The 15,822-nt window shown below is 61.6% G+C and carries 16 protein-coding genes; 6 read left to right on the top strand and 10 right to left on the bottom strand.

What is annotated here, in order from left to right; all coding sequences use genetic code 11:
- Positions 1-169 precede the first annotated feature (169 nt).
- Together NKH30_RS20500 and NKH30_RS20495 are read right to left on the bottom strand one after the other, a co-directional pair.
- A complete protein-coding gene (locus tag NKH30_RS20500) occupies positions 170-1,276 on the bottom strand; it encodes an aldo/keto reductase (protein ID WP_352996755.1) in 1,107 nt (368 codons plus the stop codon).
- 54 nt (positions 1,277-1,330) lie between these two features.
- Positions 1,331-1,759, bottom strand: coding sequence for a nuclear transport factor 2 family protein (locus tag NKH30_RS20495; RefSeq protein WP_352471652.1), 429 nt, complete (start codon positions 1,757-1,759; stop codon positions 1,331-1,333).
- A gap of 114 nt (positions 1,760-1,873) precedes the next feature.
- On the opposite strand from NKH30_RS20495, the gene NKH30_RS20490 reads away from it, so the two are divergent.
- Positions 1,874-2,812 carry a LysR family transcriptional regulator gene (locus NKH30_RS20490; protein ID WP_352448816.1) on the top strand — a complete coding sequence of 313 codons (939 nt, stop codon included), beginning with the start codon at positions 1,874-1,876 and terminating at the stop codon, positions 2,810-2,812.
- Here NKH30_RS20490 and tsf read toward each other — a convergent pair whose 3' ends face one another.
- From tsf to NKH30_RS20465, 5 genes are all read right to left on the bottom strand, one after another.
- Positions 2,813-3,736 (bottom strand): translation elongation factor Ts, encoded by a 924-nt coding sequence (gene tsf / locus NKH30_RS20485; RefSeq protein WP_352471655.1) that lies wholly within the window; start codon positions 3,734-3,736, stop codon positions 2,813-2,815.
- A 119-nt stretch (positions 3,737-3,855) separates the two neighbouring features.
- Entirely contained in the window at positions 3,856-4,653 is a 798-nt protein-coding gene (gene rpsB, locus NKH30_RS20480) for a 30S ribosomal protein S2 (RefSeq protein WP_031211288.1), read from the bottom strand.
- 204 nt (positions 4,654-4,857) lie between these two features.
- Positions 4,858-5,136, bottom strand: coding sequence for a DUF4031 domain-containing protein (locus tag NKH30_RS20475; RefSeq protein WP_352540673.1), 279 nt, complete (start codon positions 5,134-5,136; stop codon positions 4,858-4,860).
- A gap of 42 nt (positions 5,137-5,178) precedes the next feature.
- Entirely contained in the window at positions 5,179-6,477 is a 1,299-nt protein-coding gene (locus tag NKH30_RS20470) for a lysophospholipid acyltransferase family protein (protein WP_352996752.1), read from the bottom strand.
- A 135-nt stretch (positions 6,478-6,612) separates the two neighbouring features.
- Positions 6,613-7,440, bottom strand: a complete 828-nt coding sequence (locus NKH30_RS20465) for a cell envelope integrity EipB family protein (protein WP_023674927.1) — start codon at positions 7,438-7,440, stop codon at positions 6,613-6,615.
- 138 nt (positions 7,441-7,578) lie between these two features.
- Here NKH30_RS20465 and NKH30_RS20460 point away from each other — a divergent pair, with 138 nt between their 5' ends.
- The 4 genes from NKH30_RS20460 to NKH30_RS20445 all read left to right on the top strand — a co-directional run bounded on the left by NKH30_RS20460 (position 7,579) and on the right by NKH30_RS20445 (position 10,593).
- On the top strand, positions 7,579-8,043 hold the full coding sequence (locus NKH30_RS20460) for a RidA family protein (protein WP_352448812.1): 465 nt from the start codon (positions 7,579-7,581) through the stop codon (positions 8,041-8,043).
- 14 nt (positions 8,044-8,057) lie between these two features.
- Positions 8,058-8,786 (top strand): glycerophosphodiester phosphodiesterase, encoded by a 729-nt coding sequence (locus tag NKH30_RS20455; RefSeq protein WP_352540570.1) that lies wholly within the window; start codon positions 8,058-8,060, stop codon positions 8,784-8,786.
- A gap of 40 nt (positions 8,787-8,826) precedes the next feature.
- Complete coding sequence (locus tag NKH30_RS20450; protein WP_352971283.1) at positions 8,827-10,041, top strand: GNAT family N-acetyltransferase; 1,215 nt, start codon at positions 8,827-8,829, stop codon at positions 10,039-10,041.
- 120 nt (positions 10,042-10,161) lie between these two features.
- Positions 10,162-10,593 carry an HIT family protein gene (locus tag NKH30_RS20445; RefSeq protein ID WP_352540572.1) on the top strand — a complete coding sequence of 144 codons (432 nt, stop codon included), beginning with the start codon at positions 10,162-10,164 and terminating at the stop codon, positions 10,591-10,593.
- Between the two features lie 94 nt (positions 10,594-10,687).
- On the opposite strand, the gene clpA is transcribed toward NKH30_RS20445, so the two are convergent.
- The 3 genes from clpA to NKH30_RS20430 all read right to left on the bottom strand — a co-directional run bounded on the left by clpA (position 10,688) and on the right by NKH30_RS20430 (position 14,093).
- Positions 10,688-13,156 carry an ATP-dependent Clp protease ATP-binding subunit ClpA gene (gene clpA, locus NKH30_RS20440; protein ID WP_352613749.1) on the bottom strand — a complete coding sequence of 823 codons (2,469 nt, stop codon included), beginning with the start codon at positions 13,154-13,156 and terminating at the stop codon, positions 10,688-10,690.
- A 6-nt stretch (positions 13,157-13,162) separates the two neighbouring features.
- Positions 13,163-13,489 carry an ATP-dependent Clp protease adapter ClpS gene (gene clpS / locus NKH30_RS20435; RefSeq protein ID WP_023717744.1) on the bottom strand — a complete coding sequence of 109 codons (327 nt, stop codon included), beginning with the start codon at positions 13,487-13,489 and terminating at the stop codon, positions 13,163-13,165.
- Positions 13,490-13,763: 274 nt separating this feature from the next.
- The gene (locus tag NKH30_RS20430) at positions 13,764-14,093 is read right to left on the bottom strand and encodes a phasin family protein (RefSeq protein WP_352471661.1); all 330 of its coding nucleotides are present in this window, start codon (positions 14,091-14,093) and stop codon (positions 13,764-13,766) included.
- 298 nt (positions 14,094-14,391) lie between these two features.
- Between NKH30_RS20430 and NKH30_RS20425 the strand changes: the two genes are divergently transcribed.
- Complete coding sequence (locus tag NKH30_RS20425) at positions 14,392-15,780, top strand: SPOR domain-containing protein (protein ID WP_352613750.1); 1,389 nt, start codon at positions 14,392-14,394, stop codon at positions 15,778-15,780.
- The last annotated feature ends 42 nt before the right edge of the window (positions 15,781-15,822 follow it).

Below are 15,822 nucleotides of genomic sequence, written 5' to 3'. Positions count from 1 at the left end.
CCACCAGCGCGGGTGGTGGGGGTCCCCCCCCCTATCGCGGGCCCGGGCGCGGGGCGGGTCGGGGTTGGGCGCCCCCCCACCTCGCGCGCGGCGCACACACAGGGCCGCCCGGCGGGTGCCCCCCCCCCCCCCCGAGCCGGAAAGTTGAGATCGTGGACCGGGATAGCCGTCAGCTCACGCCGGCAAAAGTTCCTCGCATGAGCAGATCCGGCAGATAGCTTGCCGGCTTGCCGCCAACCGCCTGCCCACCGGTCAGGCCGCCTTGTATTTCAGGGCCGAAGAACGAATACGGAAAGGGCGTGACCGGCCGGCTCACCGCATCGAGCCGTGCCCGAAGATCTTCGGGAATATCGAAATCAAGCGTGCCGAGATTGTCCTTGAGCTGGTCAAGCCTGGTGGCGCCGACGATGACGGACGCAATGCCTGGCCTGTTTGCCGTCCAGTTCAGGGCGACCTGGGCCATGCTGCGGCCGAGCTGGCCGGCAACCCTCTCCAGTTCGGCGACGATTTGCCAGTTGCGATCGGTGAATTTCTGGAAACCGGGATTGGTCGAACCACGCATTGTCTCCAGCCGGCCACCATCCTCGACGATTGTATCGAAACGGTATTTTCCGCTGAGCAGGCCGCTGGCCAATGGACTCCAGACCATGATTCCGGCGCCATAGCGCGTGCCGAACGGCACGAACTCGTGCTCGATGTTGCGCTCGGCCAGCGAATATTCGAGCTGAAGCGCCGAAACCGGTTCATAGCCGCGATGCTCGGCGACGGCCTGCGCCCGGCTTGCGTACCAGGCCGGCACGTTGGACAGACCGACATGCCGGATCTTTCCGGCGCGCACCAGATCGTCCAGCGTCCGCATCACCTCCTCCGGCGGCGTCAGCCTGTCCCAGGTATGGAGGATGTAGAGGTCGATGTAGTCGGTGCCGAGCCGCTTCAGCGAACCGTCTACTGCTCGCAGGATGTTCTTGCGGCCGTTGCCCCCCGCGTTCGGGTTGCCCGGTTCGGCGTTGTAGGTGAATTTGGTACTGATCACCGCCTTGTCGCGCAGCCCACGCTCGGCGATGAATTCGCCGAGCCAGGTTTCGGCCGTGCCACCGGTATAGAGATCGGCGGTATCGAAGAAATTGCCACCGGCTTCGACATAGGCATCAACCAAGGCGCGCGCGGTTTCCTTCTCCGCGCCCCAGCCCCATTCCGTGCCGAACGTCATGGTGCCGAGCGCCAGGCGGGTGACACGCAGCCCGCTGTTGCCGAGCGTGTAGTAGGACATGGTCATGGATTTCTCCTGAAGTTTGAAAAGCGGGATTGAGGTCTTGCCTGGGATACGCAGTCAGGCCTTGGCCAGCGCATCGACCACCACCTGGAAGCGGCGCGGATCGAAATAATCGTGGTAGGCGCTGATCAGACCGCTCTTGAAGTGGAAAATCGCGATATTGCTGTTGGTGTATTCAGTGCCGCCGATCAGCACCGCGCGGTTCTTGTACTCAACGACGATCGCGTCCGAATCCGCTGCCGGATAGATGGCTGTCAGCTGCGAATCGAAGGATTCGAAATTACCGAAGAGGCCTCGGAAGGCCGCCAGGATCGCGGCCTTACCATCGATGCTGTTTCCAAATCCTGCCGGCGGGTAGAAGACAAGTATACGGCCATCTTCAGCCCAAAGGTCGCCCCATGCCTCAATGTCCTTGCGGTGCATCAGATCAAAGAATTTACGCACGGTCTCGATATTACGGGTTCGTCCGGAATCGAGGTCGGTCATTAGACGTCTCCTTGGCTGCTCGGCGATTGCCGTGTGATGCAGCCAAAGATGCGCCCTCCTTTCCCCACCGATAAGATTGCATTATCCGAATGGACTATGCGATATCATGCATGAATGGACCGCGATCTGCTTAGCCACCTACCTATAATCGTTGCCGTCGCGCGGCGTGGCGGCTTCGCGCCGGCAGCCGCCGAGCTCGGCATGAGCCCGTCAGCGGTCAGCCATGCGGTTCGGCTGGTAGAGGAGCGAATCGGCCAGCCGTTGTTTGCCCGCACCACGCGCAGCGTCTCGCTGACCGAGGCTGGCACCGCGCTTGTCGCTGCGGCGGAGCCGGCGCTGGAAGACATTGCCGACCGGATCGAACGTATCCGCTCTGTCAAAGGCCGGGCAAGCGGACTGCTCAGGATCAACGCGCCGCGTTTGGCGCTGCCTCTGGCGCTGATGCCCATCCTGACGGCGATGGCGGAACGTTACCCTGACGTGACGGTGGAGATCGTCACCGACGAACGTCTGAGCGATATCGTCGGCGAGGGTTTTGACGCCGGCATCCGGCTGGGCGAGATGATCGCCGAGGATATGGTGACGGTGCGACTGACAGGGCCTTTCCGCAGCATCATCGTTGCCTCGCCGGCCTATGTCGCCCGGCGCGGGCGGCCATGGGCGTTGGCCGATCTCGCCGCGCACAACTGCATCGGCTATCGGCTGCTGCGATCACGTGCGCTCTATCGCTGGGATCTGTCCGATCAGGGCAAGGATATCAGCGTCGAGACACGCGGCAGCGTGGTCGTCAGCGATCCGCTGTCGGCAAGGGAAATGGCGCTTGCCGGTATCGGCCTCGCCTATCTGTTCGAGCCGCTTGTCAAGCCCGACATCGAGGCAGGCCGGTTGGTCGAAGTCCTTGGCGAGGTATCGATCGAGGAACCGGGACTGTTCCTCTATTTCCCGCGCCGCGCCTCGATGGCCCCGAAGCTCCGCGCCTTCATCGACACCGCGCAAGAAATCGGCCGGGCATCCTCGCGGATACCCGGCCGAAAAAGCCTTTCAAACGAATAGTTACTTCTTGACCGCTGCCGCGACTTCCGCCGCGAAATCGGTCTCTTCCTTCTCGATGCCCTCACCGAGCGCGAAGCGCAGATAGGCAGCGATTTTGGCTGGCGCGCCGATTTCGCTTTCGGCATCCTTCAGCGCCTTCTCGACGGTAATGTCGGGATTGAGCACGAAAGCCTGCTTGAGCAGCACGACCTCTTCATAGAACTTGCGCAAACGGCCTTCGACCATCTTCTCGATTATCGCTTCCGGCTTGCCGGACTGGCGCGCCTGGTCGGCGAAGATCGCCTTCTCGCGTTCCACTGCGGCCGGATCGAGCTCTTCGGTGGTCAGGGCCATCGGATTGGTGGCAGCGACATGCATGGCAACCTGACGGGCGAAGGCGTTGGCGGCATGCGCGTTGCCTGTCGTCTCGATGGCCACCAGCACGCCGAGCTTGCCAAGGCCGTCGGCGACCGCATTGTGAACGTAGGTTGCGACAGCGCCGTGCTCGACGGTGAGCTTGGCCGAGCGGCGGAAGCCCAGATTCTCGCCGATGGTGCCGACAGCGTCCTTGATGGTCTCGGCGACCGACTTGCCCGAGCCCGGATAGGGAGCGGCGGCAACGGCCTCGGTCTTGCCGCCATAGGCAAGCGCGACCTTCGCGACATTGGCGACGATCTCCTGGAACGCAGCATTGCGGGCAACGAAGTCCGTCTCGGAATTGACCTCGACGATCGCTGCCTCGCGGACACCGGAATCTACGCCGATCAGGCCTTCGGCAGCGGTACGGCCAGCCTTCTTGTCGGCCTTGGAAATGCCCTTCTTGCGCAGCCAGTCGATGGCTTCTTCCATATTGCCGTTGGTCTCGTTCAACGCCGCCTTGCAATCCATCATGCCCGCGCCGGTCAAGTCGCGGAGTTCTTTGACCTGTGCAGCCGAAATGCTCATTGTCGCCTCTTTGTCTAAATGCACTGACGCACCATCGATTTTCGATGATGCGCCTGGTGCTGGTAGCGCTTACCGCGCCAACATATTGGAAAGATGAAGGCCGCAGCCGGCCTTCGCTACTATGCTTCCGGGGTCTGGGCTGCCGGGCTCTCGGCGGCCGGGGTCTGATCGAGCGCCGGCTCGACCGGAGCCTCGACCGATGCGCCGATATCGACACCGAGCGCGCCCTGCTGACGGGCGATGCCGTCGATAGCTGCCTTCGCGATCAAATCGCAATACAGCTGGATGGCGCGGGCCGCGTCGTCATTGCCGGGGATCGGGAAGTCGATCTTGTCCGGGTCGCAGTTGGAATCGATGATGGCAACGACCGGGATGCCGAGACGCTTGGCCTCGAGAATGGCGATCGCTTCCTTGTTGGTGTCGATCACGAACATCAAATCGGGCGTCGAACCCATATCCTTGATGCCGCCCAGCGCCTTGTCGAGCTTCTCACGCTCGCGGTCGAGGTTGAGGCGCTCTTTCTTGGTCAGGCCCTGAGCCTCGCCGGCCAGCATTTCGTCGAGCTTGCGCAGGCGCTGGATGGAATTCGAGATCGTCTTCCAGTTGGTCAGCATGCCGCCGAGCCAACGCGAGTTGACATAGTACTGGGCCGAGCGCTGCGCGGCATCGGCGACGATGTCGGAGGCCTGGCGCTTGGTGCCGACGAACAGCACCCGGCCGCCCTTGGCAACAGTGTCGGAAACCTGCTTCAACGCCTGGTGCAGCAAAGGCACTGTCTGCGAGAGGTCGATGATGTGGATGTTGTTGCGGGCGCCGTAGATATAGGGCGCCATTTTCGGGTTCCAGCGGTGGGTCTGGTGGCCGAAGTGAATGCCAGCTTCCAATAGCTGGCGCATGCTGAAATCAGGCAGAGCCATTCTTATTTCCTTTCCGGTTAGCCTCCACGGACACAGGCATTTTTGGACTTTGTCCTCGAACGCCACCGGAGGTTTCAGCCGGATTTCTCCCGGGCAGACACCAAAGTCCGTGTGTGGAATGAGCGCGCATATAGAGGGGAAGCGCGACAAACGCAAGCGCTGTGGCGTCTTGCGGCTCAGCGTGCGGCGATCAGCGCACCGGTGTCATTGCCGCATCTTCCCCTTCGGCACCCGCACACGCCGGAAAACGGCGACGATCTCCTCGCGGCTGCACTCGATGGCGCCTAACCGCACTGCGCGGTCGCGCTCGAACCCGGTTATGTCATAGTGCGGCGCGGATGTTTTTGGCGGTCCTTGGTAGGACGCGCGCTTGATGCCGAGCTGCCCGGCAAAGCGATGCAGCTCGTCGGTGTCGTCTGCCAGCAGATGACACCAGCGGTGGCCGACCCATTTCCAGATCGCCGCATCGACATAGACCGCCACAGGCTTGCCGCACTCCTTCATCTTGCGCCGACCAACACACCGCTAACGATGATAGAAGGGATTGGCATAGAAAATGAAGCCGCCGCCAGCCTCGAGTTGCGTCATCGTCTTGGTGACGGTCTCCTGCATCCGGTCGTGCAGTTCGGCGAGTGCCTCCTCGACGGAGCCTTGATAGGCGTGCAAGCCTAGCGGCTCCGGTACCCGGACATAGGCGCGACGTGGGCCTGCCGGCTGCGGCACGAAACGGTTGATCGCATCGCGCAGCGTACCCTTGCAATAATCGTTGCGGATCCGCTTCAAATGTTCGGCGATCTCCTCCCGCGTGATGCGCGGGTTGGCTGAGGCCCACGGCCCGACACGCTGCAGGCGCTGGATCGCATCTGCCAGCGTTCGGACCTGCTTCTGGCTTCCGCTGCCATCCGTGCTTTCCCGCAGCCAGCGCCGCGAACGGCGCAAAAGGTCGGCATTGTCGAGCGTGCCGGCGTCGACCGAGACAAGTTCGGCAAGGCGACGGCCGAGTTCGGTCAGCAGGTCCTTTTGACGTGCGTCATACGAAGCCCGCTCATCGGACCGCAGGCCATATGCAGCCTCATCGCGAGACAGCAACGTCGCATAGATATGATGGATGCGCTCCGGCAGCGAATCGGCGGCACGGCGTTCGATTTTCAGGCTGTGCTCGACATAGGCGCATTCCTTTGCCAGCGCTGCCTCGACATTCCCCGTGAAAGCAAGCTTCCAGATCACGGGCGCGATCCAAACCTTGAAATCCGGATCCGTCAGGCGGCCGCGCTTCAACGCCTCGAACCCCATTTCGACCGCGCCCGGCAGCAGCGGGGCAATGATGTTGGCATGCCAGCCGACACCGCCTTCGGGATGCAGGAGCACGCCGTGCCCCTTCAGCGCCCAGGCCACCGAATGTTCCTTGGCGGCCGCGCTGTTGCCCGGGATTTGCGCGATCAGATTGTTGGCCAACCAGAATTTCTGCATCAGCCGGCCAAGCCCGTTGACGACGCCGTGCGTGGCCCAGGATGCCGCCAGCGGGCTTACCCGCGAGACGACCTCCTTGTCGATCATCCAGTCGGTAAAGAATTCAGGATGGTTGGGCGTGATGAACGTCGCCTTGCCCGCGCCGCAACAAGCCTTCAGCCTTTGCCGGTCATCCTCCGGAAAATCGATGTGGCGGACATTGGCGACGCCGCGCAAACCGGCCAGACGGTTGAATGGCAACAGGTCGCGAAACCCCGGAATGCCGTGCAGCATGACAATCCGGTTGACGAATGTCATAGCGTTGATCAGTGTCGCATTGGGCCGCGGCGCCACAAAAACGTCGATCCTGCTCAACCTGCTCCCCCGCGGCGCATACCGTAATAAAACGTTGATAGGCAATTGCGGCATGCTCAAGTCGATGCGACTTGCCCCGCAAGATTAAGCGCTACTATCCCGGATAGCGGCCGGCGGCTTGCCGTTCACTCGAGCTTATTTAGACGGGCAGGTCTTAGGCTGATCGAACAGTGACAGATTGACCAATTTGCCGGTCATCGAGAACTCGCCATAGTCCATGACGAGATCGCGCGTGATGCCGTTCTTGTGCAGCTTGAAGCTGATCCGGTATTCCGGCACCTCCTCGCCGCCTTTGTCGGCATCATCGAAATAGGCGATGTCGACCGGCCAGTATTTGTCGGTGGCGAGCTTGGCCAGCGCCGGCGCTTCCGGATCGGCATTGTCGGCATCGGCTTGCTTGCCGACGACGACGGTGGTGGTCACCACCTTGTTGGCGTCCTCAGAGCCGTCGAACAGGTTGGTTTCGTAGAAACGCTCGCCCTTTTCCGCCTTGCCGATCATTTCGACCATTTGCTGGGTCGGGAACTGGGTCGGCGCGAGTTCCAGGCTGTTCTTCTCGGGCTTGTCGATATCGACCTTGAGACCGTTGGCTTCCTTCGTTGCGGTACCCTTGACCTCCTTGTCGAGGTTCTGGTCGACAAAGGATTTGTTCACGAAGGAGAAGGTCTTGCCCTCGGCATCCTCGAAGGTGGTCATCTGCTGGTCGGTCAGCCTTGTGTTGTCGCTGGTTACGATCTGGGTCACCAAACGGAACTTTACCGTATAGCCCTCGCAAGGCGAGCCGTTGAACTCGTAGACCATGCGGCCGGTGATGCCGGTAATGCCGGAACGGTCTGAAGCCTTGTCGAGTGAAATGTCGTAAACAGCACGATGCGCCTGCAGCGCAGGCACCGCAAAAGCGGGAGCCGCCCAGGAAGCCGCTGTCAAGAGAACGGCGTTGAATGCGAGGCGCGTTGCGCGCATGGGGTGCTCCGATCATCGCGGCTAGTGGCAAGCCGCATGGAAAGATGGTCCAGCTTAAAAAAAGTCGTGGCGGAAGCGAGGCAAAAATAGCAATTTCGGCCCGGCCTGCGCGGCACCTTCAAGCAATAGGGAAATAGCATGAGCGAAACAATCGAAAAGCGGCTAAGCGATCTCGGCGTGACGCTGCCGGCCGCCGCCGCGCCCGCCGCCAATTACGTGCCCTATTGCCGGACCGGCAATCTGCTGTTCACCGCCGGGCAGTTGCCGCTCAAGGAGGGCAAGCTCCAGGCGAGCGGACTGCTTGGCCGCGATGTCGACACCGCGACCGGCAAGGAAGCCGCAAAATACTGTGCGATCAACATATTGGCCCAGGCTCAGGCGGCACTTGGCGATCTCGAGAAAATCCGTCGCTTGGTGAAGATCACCGTCTTCGTCGCCTCGGCACCGGATTTTGTCGAACAGCATCTGGTTGCCAACGGCGCCTCGGATTTTCTCGCCGCCGTGCTCGGCGATCGTGGCAAGCACGCTCGCTCCGCCGTCGGCACCGCCTCCCTGCCGCTTAATGCCGCAGTGGAAATCGAAGCGATCTTCGAAGTCGAATGACCGGGACTGCAACCATGACCGATCTTTCCTGGCTGACCGCCCGGCCCGTCGCCCATCGCGGCCTCCACGACATGAACAAGACGCGCTGGGAGAACACCCTTTCCGCCTTCGCTGCGGCGACCGAGCGCGGCTACGCGATCGAATGCGATGTGCACCTGTCATCCGACGGCGTCCCCGTCATCATCCACGATGGCGATCTGCGGCGGCTGACCGGCGAGGACGGCTTCGTCTGGCAGCGTACGGCTGCCGAGATCACGGCGCTGAAGGTCGGCGGCACCGCCGACCATTTGCCGACGCTGCAGCAGGCGCTTGATCTGGTCGACGGCCATGTGCCGATGGTTGTCGAGCTGAAAGGTGCTGCCGGGCACGACGAAGGCCTGGTCGAAAGCGTCGGCAAGATGCTCAAGCATTACAAGGGCAAGACCGCGATCATGTCGTTCGACCATTGGCTGATCCGCGAGTTCCCGAAATATGCACCCGGCATACCCGGCGGGTTGACCGCCTATGGCAACGACAACCACCTGATCGAGGCGCATTTCGCCATGCTGGCGCATGACATCGCCTTCACCTCCTACGCTGCCGGCGACCTGCCGAACCGGTTCGTCTCCTTCGTGCGAGAGAGACTCGGCATGCCGGTGATCACCTGGACCGTGCACGACCAGCCTGCCGTCGACCTGACCTTCAAATATGCCGACCAGATGACGTTCGAAGGATTCGAGCCAGATCTGGTACGGCTCGCCTGAGCGGGCTTGTATGGGTCCGCAGCGAGCTTAAGTAAACCTCATGGATCAAGGGGACGACTGCGAAAGACAAACGGCGAATGCGGAGCTGTCGATCCGCATCGCCGCGGGCATCGGCGCCTTTACCAGCGCTGAATGGGACAGCCTCGGCGGCACTACACGCGGCGATGCAGAATACGGCTACAACCCGCTTGTTTCATTCGCTTTTTTGAGCGCGCTGGAAGATTCCGGCTGCGCTGTTCGGCGCACAGGCTGGCAAGGCCATCACCTCAGGCTGGAAACCGCGCGAGGCAAGTTGCTCGGAGCGGTCCCCTGCTATCTGAAGTCGCACAGCCAGGGCGAATATGTCTTCGACCATGGCTGGTCGGACGCGTTCGAACGCGCCGGCGGGCGCTACTATCCGAAGCTGCAATGCGCGGTGCCGTTCACACCCGTCACCGGCCCTCGCCTGCTGGTCGGCAGGGGCGAGGACAGCCCCACCGTCAAGGCCGGTCTTGCGGCGGGCCTGAAGGCGGTGACGGATAAGCTCGGCGTGTCTTCCGCGCATGTTACTTTCGCGCCGGAGGACGACGTCCAGGTATTGGCGGCGGCCGGCTTCCTGCATCGCACCGACCAGCAGTTTCACTTCTTCAACGAAGGCTTTTCGAGCTACGACGATTTTCTCGCAACGTTAGCCTCGCGCAAGCGCAAGGCAATGAAGAAAGAGCGGCGCGAGGCCCTCGCCGACGGCATCTCGATCGACTGGCTGACCGGCAAGGATCTGACCGAAAAGGCCTGGGACGACTTTTTCGCGTTCTACATGGATACCGGCAGCAGGAAATGGGGCCGGCCCTACCTCAACCGCGATTTCTTCTCACTTATCGGCGAACGCATGGCCGACGACATCCTGCTGGTCATGGCCAAACGCAGCGGGCGCTACATTGCAGGTGCCATCAACTTCATCGGTTCAGACGCGCTCTACGGCCGCAATTGGGGCTGCATCGAGGACCACCCGTTCCTGCATTTCGAGGTCTGCTACCATCAGGCGATCGATTTCGCCATCTCGCGCAAGCTGAAGGTGGTTGAAGCCGGTGCGCAGGGCGAGCACAAGCTGGCGCGCGGCTACCGGCCCGTGACGATGCATTCGGCGCACTACATCGCCCATCCAGGTCTGCGCAATGCAGTGGCCGACTACCTCCAGCGCGAGCGGCGCGAAGTCGAGCGGATGAGCGAATATCTGGAAGAGCACACCCCGTTCCGCAAGGACATGGCGGAGTAGAGCAGCGAGACCCCACTCGCTCAGCCGCACGGGCCGCATGGCCGATGTCGGCCGATCGTCTTGCCCGCCCGGAATAGCTTCGCTACACCAGACAGCGAGCCAAGAACCGGAGCGCGCCGCATGGCCGAAGCAACCTACGACAGCAGCAACATCTTCGCAAAAATCCTGCGCGGAGAAATCCCTTCGCACCACGTCTACGAAGATGACGCGGTCATCGTCTTCATGGATGTGATGCCGCAAGGGCAGGGTCACACGCTGGTGGTGCCGAAAGCGCCGTCGCGCAACCTGCTCGACGCGGATCCGGCGGTGCTTGGCCCGCTCTTCGTTCACGTCCAGAAAGTTGCGCGGGCCGTAAAGAAGGCCTTCGATGCCGATGGCGTCACGGTTATGCAGTTCAACGAACCAGCTTCGGGGCAGACCGTTTTCCACCTCCATGTCCATGTCATTCCGCGCTTCGACGGCATTCCCTTGAAGCCGCACAGCGGACAGATGGAAAAGCCTGAAGTCCTGGCCGAAAACGCCGGCAAGATACGGATGGCGCTGGCAAGCTGAACCGGCGCAACCGCCCTGGCGGGCGCCGGGCGGTTAACCGGAAAATGTCATAAAGAAAGCCCCGGTGCCGGGGCTTTTTTGACTTGTGGATTCGTCAGTTCTTACGCGGCAGTTGCGGCACAAGGCTGCGCTTGCCACCATCCTTGCCTTTCGGCTCCGGCTTCGGCGCCACCGCCTTTTTCGCGGCGGGCTTCTTCGCCACGGCCTTCTTGGCCTTCGGCACGTCGTCCGGCTCTTCCTTCTTCGGCTTCACCGGCGCCTCGTCGGCGAGCGATTCGAGCTTCAGGCCGGTCTCGCCGGTTTCCTTCTTCTCGACGGTGACACGTACCGTGCCGCCCTTCTTGAGCTTGCCGAACAGCACCTCGTCGGCCAGCGGCTTCTTGATGTGCTCCTGGATGACACGGCCAAGCGGCCGGGCGCCCATGCGCTCGTCATAGCCCTTGTCGGCCAGCCATGCGATCGCCTCCTGCGACAGGTCGAATGTCACGCCGCGCTCGGAAAGCTGCGCTTCCAGCTGCATGACGAACTTCTGCACCACCTGATGGATGACCGGCACCGGCAGCGAGCCGAACGGAATGATCGCATCGAGACGGTTGCGGAACTCCGGCGTGAACAGCCGGTTGATCGCTTCGACATCGTCGCCTTCGCGCTTGGTCGAACCGAAACCGATGGCCGCGCGCTGCGCATCGGACGCGCCCGCATTGGTGGTCATGATCAGGATGACATTGCGGAAGTCGATCTGCTTGCCGTTATGGTCGGTCAGCTTGCCGTGGTCCATGACCTGCAACAGGATGTTGAACAGGTCCGGATGCGCCTTCTCGACTTCGTCCAGCAACAGCACGCAATGCGGATGCTGGTCGACGCCGTCGGTCAGAAGGCCGCCCTGGTCGAACCCGACATAGCCGGGAGGGGCACCGATCAGCCGCGAAACGGTGTGGCGTTCCATATACTCCGACATGTCGAAGCGGATCAGCTCCACGCCGAGCGACGCGGCGAGTTGCTTGGCCACTTCCGTCTTGCCGACACCGGTCGGACCCGAGAACAGGTACGAGCCGATCGGCTTTTCCGGTTCCCGCAGGCCGGCCCGCGCCAGCTTGATGGCCGAAGTCAGCGCGGTGATCGCGGTGTCCTGGCCGTAGACGACGCGCTTCAACTCGATGTCGAGGCCTTGCAGCACCTTCTCGTCGTCGGCGGAAACCGTCTTCGGCGGGATACGCGCCATCGTGGCGATCGTCGCTTCGATCTCCTTGATACCGATGGTCTTCTTGCGCTTGGCTTCCGGCACGAGCATCTGCGAGGCGCCGGTCTCGTCGATCACGTCGATCGCCTTGTCCGGCAGCTTGCGGTCGTTGATGTAACGCGCCGAGAGCTCGACCGAAGCCTTGATCGCCTCGCTCGTGTAGCGGACCTTGTGGAACTCCTCGAAATAGGGCTTGAGGCCCTTCATGATCTCGATGGCGTCCTCGACAGTCGGCTCGTTGACGTCGATCTTCTGGAAGCGCCGGACCAGCGCGCGGTCCTTCTCGAAGAACTGGCGGAACTCCTTGTAGGTGGTCGAGCCGATGCAGCGGATCGCGCCCGAAGACAGCGCCGGCTTCAACAGGTTCGACGCATCCATGGCCCCGCCGGAGGTGGCCCCTGCCCCGATCACGGTGTGGATTTCGTCGATGAACAGCACGGCGCCGGGATAATCCTCGAGCTCCTTGACGACCTGCTTCAGCCGCTCCTCGAAATCGCCGCGATAGCGGGTGCCGGCCAGCAACGTGCCCATGTCGAGCGCGAAGATGGTGGCATTGTGCAGCACTTCGGGAACGTCGCCCTCGACGATGCGCTTGGCGAGGCCTTCGGCGATTGCCGTCTTGCCGACGCCAGGATCACCGACATAGAGCGGGTTGTTCTTGGAGCGGCGGCACAGCACCTGGATGGTCCGGTTGATCTCGCTCTCGCGACCGATCAATGGATCGATCTTGCCGGCCTTGGCCTTGTTGTTCAGGTTGACGCAATAGGCAGTCAGCGCGTCCTGCTGCTGCTTCTTCTTGCCGCCTTCCTCTTGCGGCTCGGCTCCGCTCTGGCTGCCTTGCTCGTCGTCGGCGCCGCGCGGCGTCCGCGTCTCGGAAGCGCCGGGGCGCTTGGCGATGCCATGCGAGATGTAGTTGACCGCGTCGTAGCGGGTCATCTGCTGTTCCTGCAGGAAGTAAGCGGCGTGGCTCTCGCGCTCGGCGAAGATGGCGACGAGCACGTTGGCGCCGGACACTTCCTCGCGGCCTGACGACTGCACATGGATCACCGCGCGCTGGATGACGCGCTGGAAACCGGCAGTCGGCTTGGAATCTTCATCGTAGCCGGTGACGAGGTTGTCGAGCTCGGTGTCGATATAGGTGAGGACCGTATGCTTCAACTCGTCGAGATCGACGTTGCAGGCACGCATGACAGCGGCCGCCTCGGTGTCGTCGATCAGGGCGAGCAGCAAATGTTCAAGGGTTGCATATTCATGGTGCCGCTCATTGGCGAGCGTCAGCGCTTGGTGAAGCGCCTTTTCCAGGCCTTGGGAGAAAGCCGGCATGTTACCTCACTTCTTCTCCATCACGCATTGCAGCGGATGCTGATTCTGTCGGGCGAAATCCATGACCTGAGACACTTTGGTCTCGGCCACCTCGAATGTATAGACCCCGCACTCGCCCACCCCATGATTGTGAACATGAAGCATTATGCGTGTGGCGGCTTCGCGGTCCTTCTGGAAAAAGCGCTCCAGCACGTGGACCACGAATTCCATGGGTGTGTAGTCGTCGTTAAGAATGAGGACCCGATACAGACTGGGCTTCTTGGTCTTGGTTTTTGTGCGCGTGATGACGGCCGTGCCGCGACCGGCCTCATTGCCGTTGCTGCCGTTCTGCATTCGCACCACGTAGCTCGTGGCAGTCAAACCTATAGTCACGTAGTCCTGCCTCTTTCGAATCCTCATGCATGCTCGACATGTAGGTGTTCGATGGACGATTTTAAGCCCTTCTGTTTAGCTGACAATATGGCTAGGTGGCCAAACTTGACCGATTTTTCAAATCGTGAAGACCGCAGGCCCCCGATTTCGGGCTGGCATGAAAAAACCCGGCCGCGCGTTCGCGACCGGGTCTGTCTTTGCAAGCCCAAGGGCCGGCTCGGAATGTTCGTCGAATTTACTTCGCCTTGGCGACGATCGATTCGAACGGCTTGTAAGCTTCCTTGGCGAGTTCGGCATAGAGATCGCCAAGCTTGGTGGCCTCGGTGACGAAGCTCTCATAGGACTGCTTGGCATAGTCGGACTGGATATCGATCGCCTTGTCCAGCGACTTGGCGGAAAAGAGCTTCTCGACAGCGGCGCTACCGGCTTCGAAGCTTTTCTTGGTGTACTCACCCGCCTCGGCGGCGATAGCCTGCGCCCCCTTGGACAGCGAGGCGAAGCTCTTCAATCCGGTGTCCGCAAATTCCTTGCCGTATTTGCTGAAATCTTCATAGGTCTGGGTCATTTCACGCATTCCCTTGAACGGTTGCCTTGGACGATAGACGCGGCTTGTCCGGGCCGCGTTGTGCAATGCGTGTAAATATATTGTGCAGTGCACAAAAGTCAAGATTCCCGCTGCAATGCGGATCGTGAGCTGCCGGCAATCGCTAAGATTCGAATAAAGAGAAGCTCAATCCCACAGAAAATGGTGAACGCGGCGGTTACCATAAACGGATTGGTAACGCTGCCCGCGTTAGCGTGGCCGGAGGTGAGGCAGGACCCTTTGCCGCCTCCAAGGCAACGGAAATTCAAAGGAACTATCAGTGCGTAAGGCGTTGTCGGGCTTCGTTTCCAAATCCGCGTCCCCCCTCAAAACGATCATGATCCTCGCCATGGCGATGAGCTTCGTCGTCGCGGACGCGGCCTCATCCATGGCGGCCAAGTCGGCGGCCATCGTCATCGATGCCAAGACCGGCAAGGTGCTTTATTCGTCGGATGCCGATGGCCGGCGCTATCCGGCTTCGCTTACCAAGATGATGACGCTCTATCTGACGTTCGAGGCGTTGGCGAAGGGCAGGATCAGCAAGAATTCCCCGGTCGTGTTCTCGGCCAATGCCGCTGCCGAACCGCCGACGAAGCTCGGCGTCAAGCGGGGCGGCTCGGTCACGGTCGAGACCGCGATCCTGTCGATGGTGACCAAATCGGCAAACGATTCCGCAACGGCGCTTGGCGAGATGCTCGGCGGCAACGAAGCCAATTTCGCCCGCATGATGACCGCCAAGGCGCGGGCGCTGGGCATGAGGGGAACCGTTTTCCGCAACGCCAACGGCTTGCCTGATCCCGGCCAGTTCACGACCGCGCGCGACATGGCGATGCTCGGCATCGCCCTGAGAGAGCATTTCCCCCAATACTACGGCTATTTCTCGCAGCGCTCCTTTCTTTACGGGCGGCAGCGCATCAACGGCCACAATCGTCTGCTCGGACGCATCAAGGGCGTCGACGGCATCAAGACCGGTTACACCCGCGCCTCCGGTTACAATCTGGTCTCCTCGGTCTCGGATGGCGATCGGCGCATCGTAGCGGTGGTCATGGGCGGCAGGTCCGGAGGCAGCCGCGACAGCCAGATGGCCGGGTTGATCAATGCCTACATGCCGCAGGCGTCGTCGCGCGGCGGCGGCGTGCTGATTGCCAAGGCCGGCGGCGGCAATCCGATTTCAGCCTTGGCCAAGGTGCTTCTACCGAAGCATGACGCGCCGACACCGGACAGTAAGCCGGACGACGATGCCGTTGCCTCTCTTGTCGAGGAAAATGCGCCCGTCGTCGAAGAGACCGCTCCGGTCGTTCAGGCCAAGAGGGTCAAGACGGCGGCTGTGTCGACGGTGGACGACGTGGCGACAGCCCGGGTCGCCGCAGCCTATGCCGAACCGGCGGCAGAGGTCGATCCGGTCAGCACGGCGTCGGTGCCATCCGGCTGGGCAATACAGGTCGCCTCTTCGCCAAAACAGGCCGAAGCGAAGGCTTTCCTCGACAAGGCGACGAAGCAGGCGCCCTCCGTTCTGACCGATGCCTCCGGTTTCACCGTCGCCTTCGACAAGGACGGTGTCACCTACTACCGCGCCCGGTTCGGTGGTTTCGGTTCGAAGACGGCTGCCTGGAAGGCCTGCAACGCTTTGAAAAAGAAGAAGATCGAGTGCTACGCCGTCCATCAGTAAGCGGCGCGCGAAACGATATCTTTCCCGAAGTTCTGCGTCGAA

Source organism: Mesorhizobium sp. M1273 (assembly GCF_040318195.1).
Classification (GTDB): Bacteria; Pseudomonadota; Alphaproteobacteria; order Rhizobiales; family Rhizobiaceae; genus Mesorhizobium.
The sequence above is the reverse complement of the archived record's forward strand: the minus strand, read 5'-3'. Positions and strand labels throughout refer to the sequence as shown.

Excerpts from the sequence above, each read along its gene's own strand:
- NKH30_RS20500 (WP_352996755.1), bottom strand. The coding sequence starts at position 1,276 with ATGACCATGTCCTACTACACGCTCGGCAACAGCGGGCTGCGTGTCACC.
- NKH30_RS20495 (WP_352471652.1), bottom strand. The coding sequence starts at position 1,759 with ATGACCGACCTCGATTCCGGACGAACCCGTAATATCGAGACCGTGCGT.
- NKH30_RS20490 (WP_352448816.1), top strand. The coding sequence starts at position 1,874 with ATGGACCGCGATCTGCTTAGCCACCTACCTATAATCGTTGCCGTCGCG.
- tsf (WP_352471655.1), bottom strand. The coding sequence starts at position 3,736 with ATGAGCATTTCGGCTGCACAGGTCAAAGAACTCCGCGACTTGACCGGC.
- rpsB (WP_031211288.1), bottom strand. The coding sequence starts at position 4,653 with ATGGCTCTGCCTGATTTCAGCATGCGCCAGCTATTGGAAGCTGGCATT.
- NKH30_RS20465 (WP_023674927.1), bottom strand. The coding sequence starts at position 7,440 with ATGCGCGCAACGCGCCTCGCATTCAACGCCGTTCTCTTGACAGCGGCT.
- NKH30_RS20460 (WP_352448812.1), top strand. The coding sequence starts at position 7,579 with ATGAGCGAAACAATCGAAAAGCGGCTAAGCGATCTCGGCGTGACGCTG.
- NKH30_RS20455 (WP_352540570.1), top strand. The coding sequence starts at position 8,058 with ATGACCGATCTTTCCTGGCTGACCGCCCGGCCCGTCGCCCATCGCGGC.
- NKH30_RS20450 (WP_352971283.1), top strand. The coding sequence starts at position 8,827 with ATGGATCAAGGGGACGACTGCGAAAGACAAACGGCGAATGCGGAGCTG.
- NKH30_RS20445 (WP_352540572.1), top strand. The coding sequence starts at position 10,162 with ATGGCCGAAGCAACCTACGACAGCAGCAACATCTTCGCAAAAATCCTG.
- clpA (WP_352613749.1), bottom strand. The coding sequence starts at position 13,156 with ATGCCGGCTTTCTCCCAAGGCCTGGAAAAGGCGCTTCACCAAGCGCTG.
- clpS (WP_023717744.1), bottom strand. The coding sequence starts at position 13,489 with ATGCAGAACGGCAGCAACGGCAATGAGGCCGGTCGCGGCACGGCCGTC.
- NKH30_RS20430 (WP_352471661.1), bottom strand. The coding sequence starts at position 14,093 with ATGACCCAGACCTATGAAGATTTCAGCAAATACGGCAAGGAATTTGCG.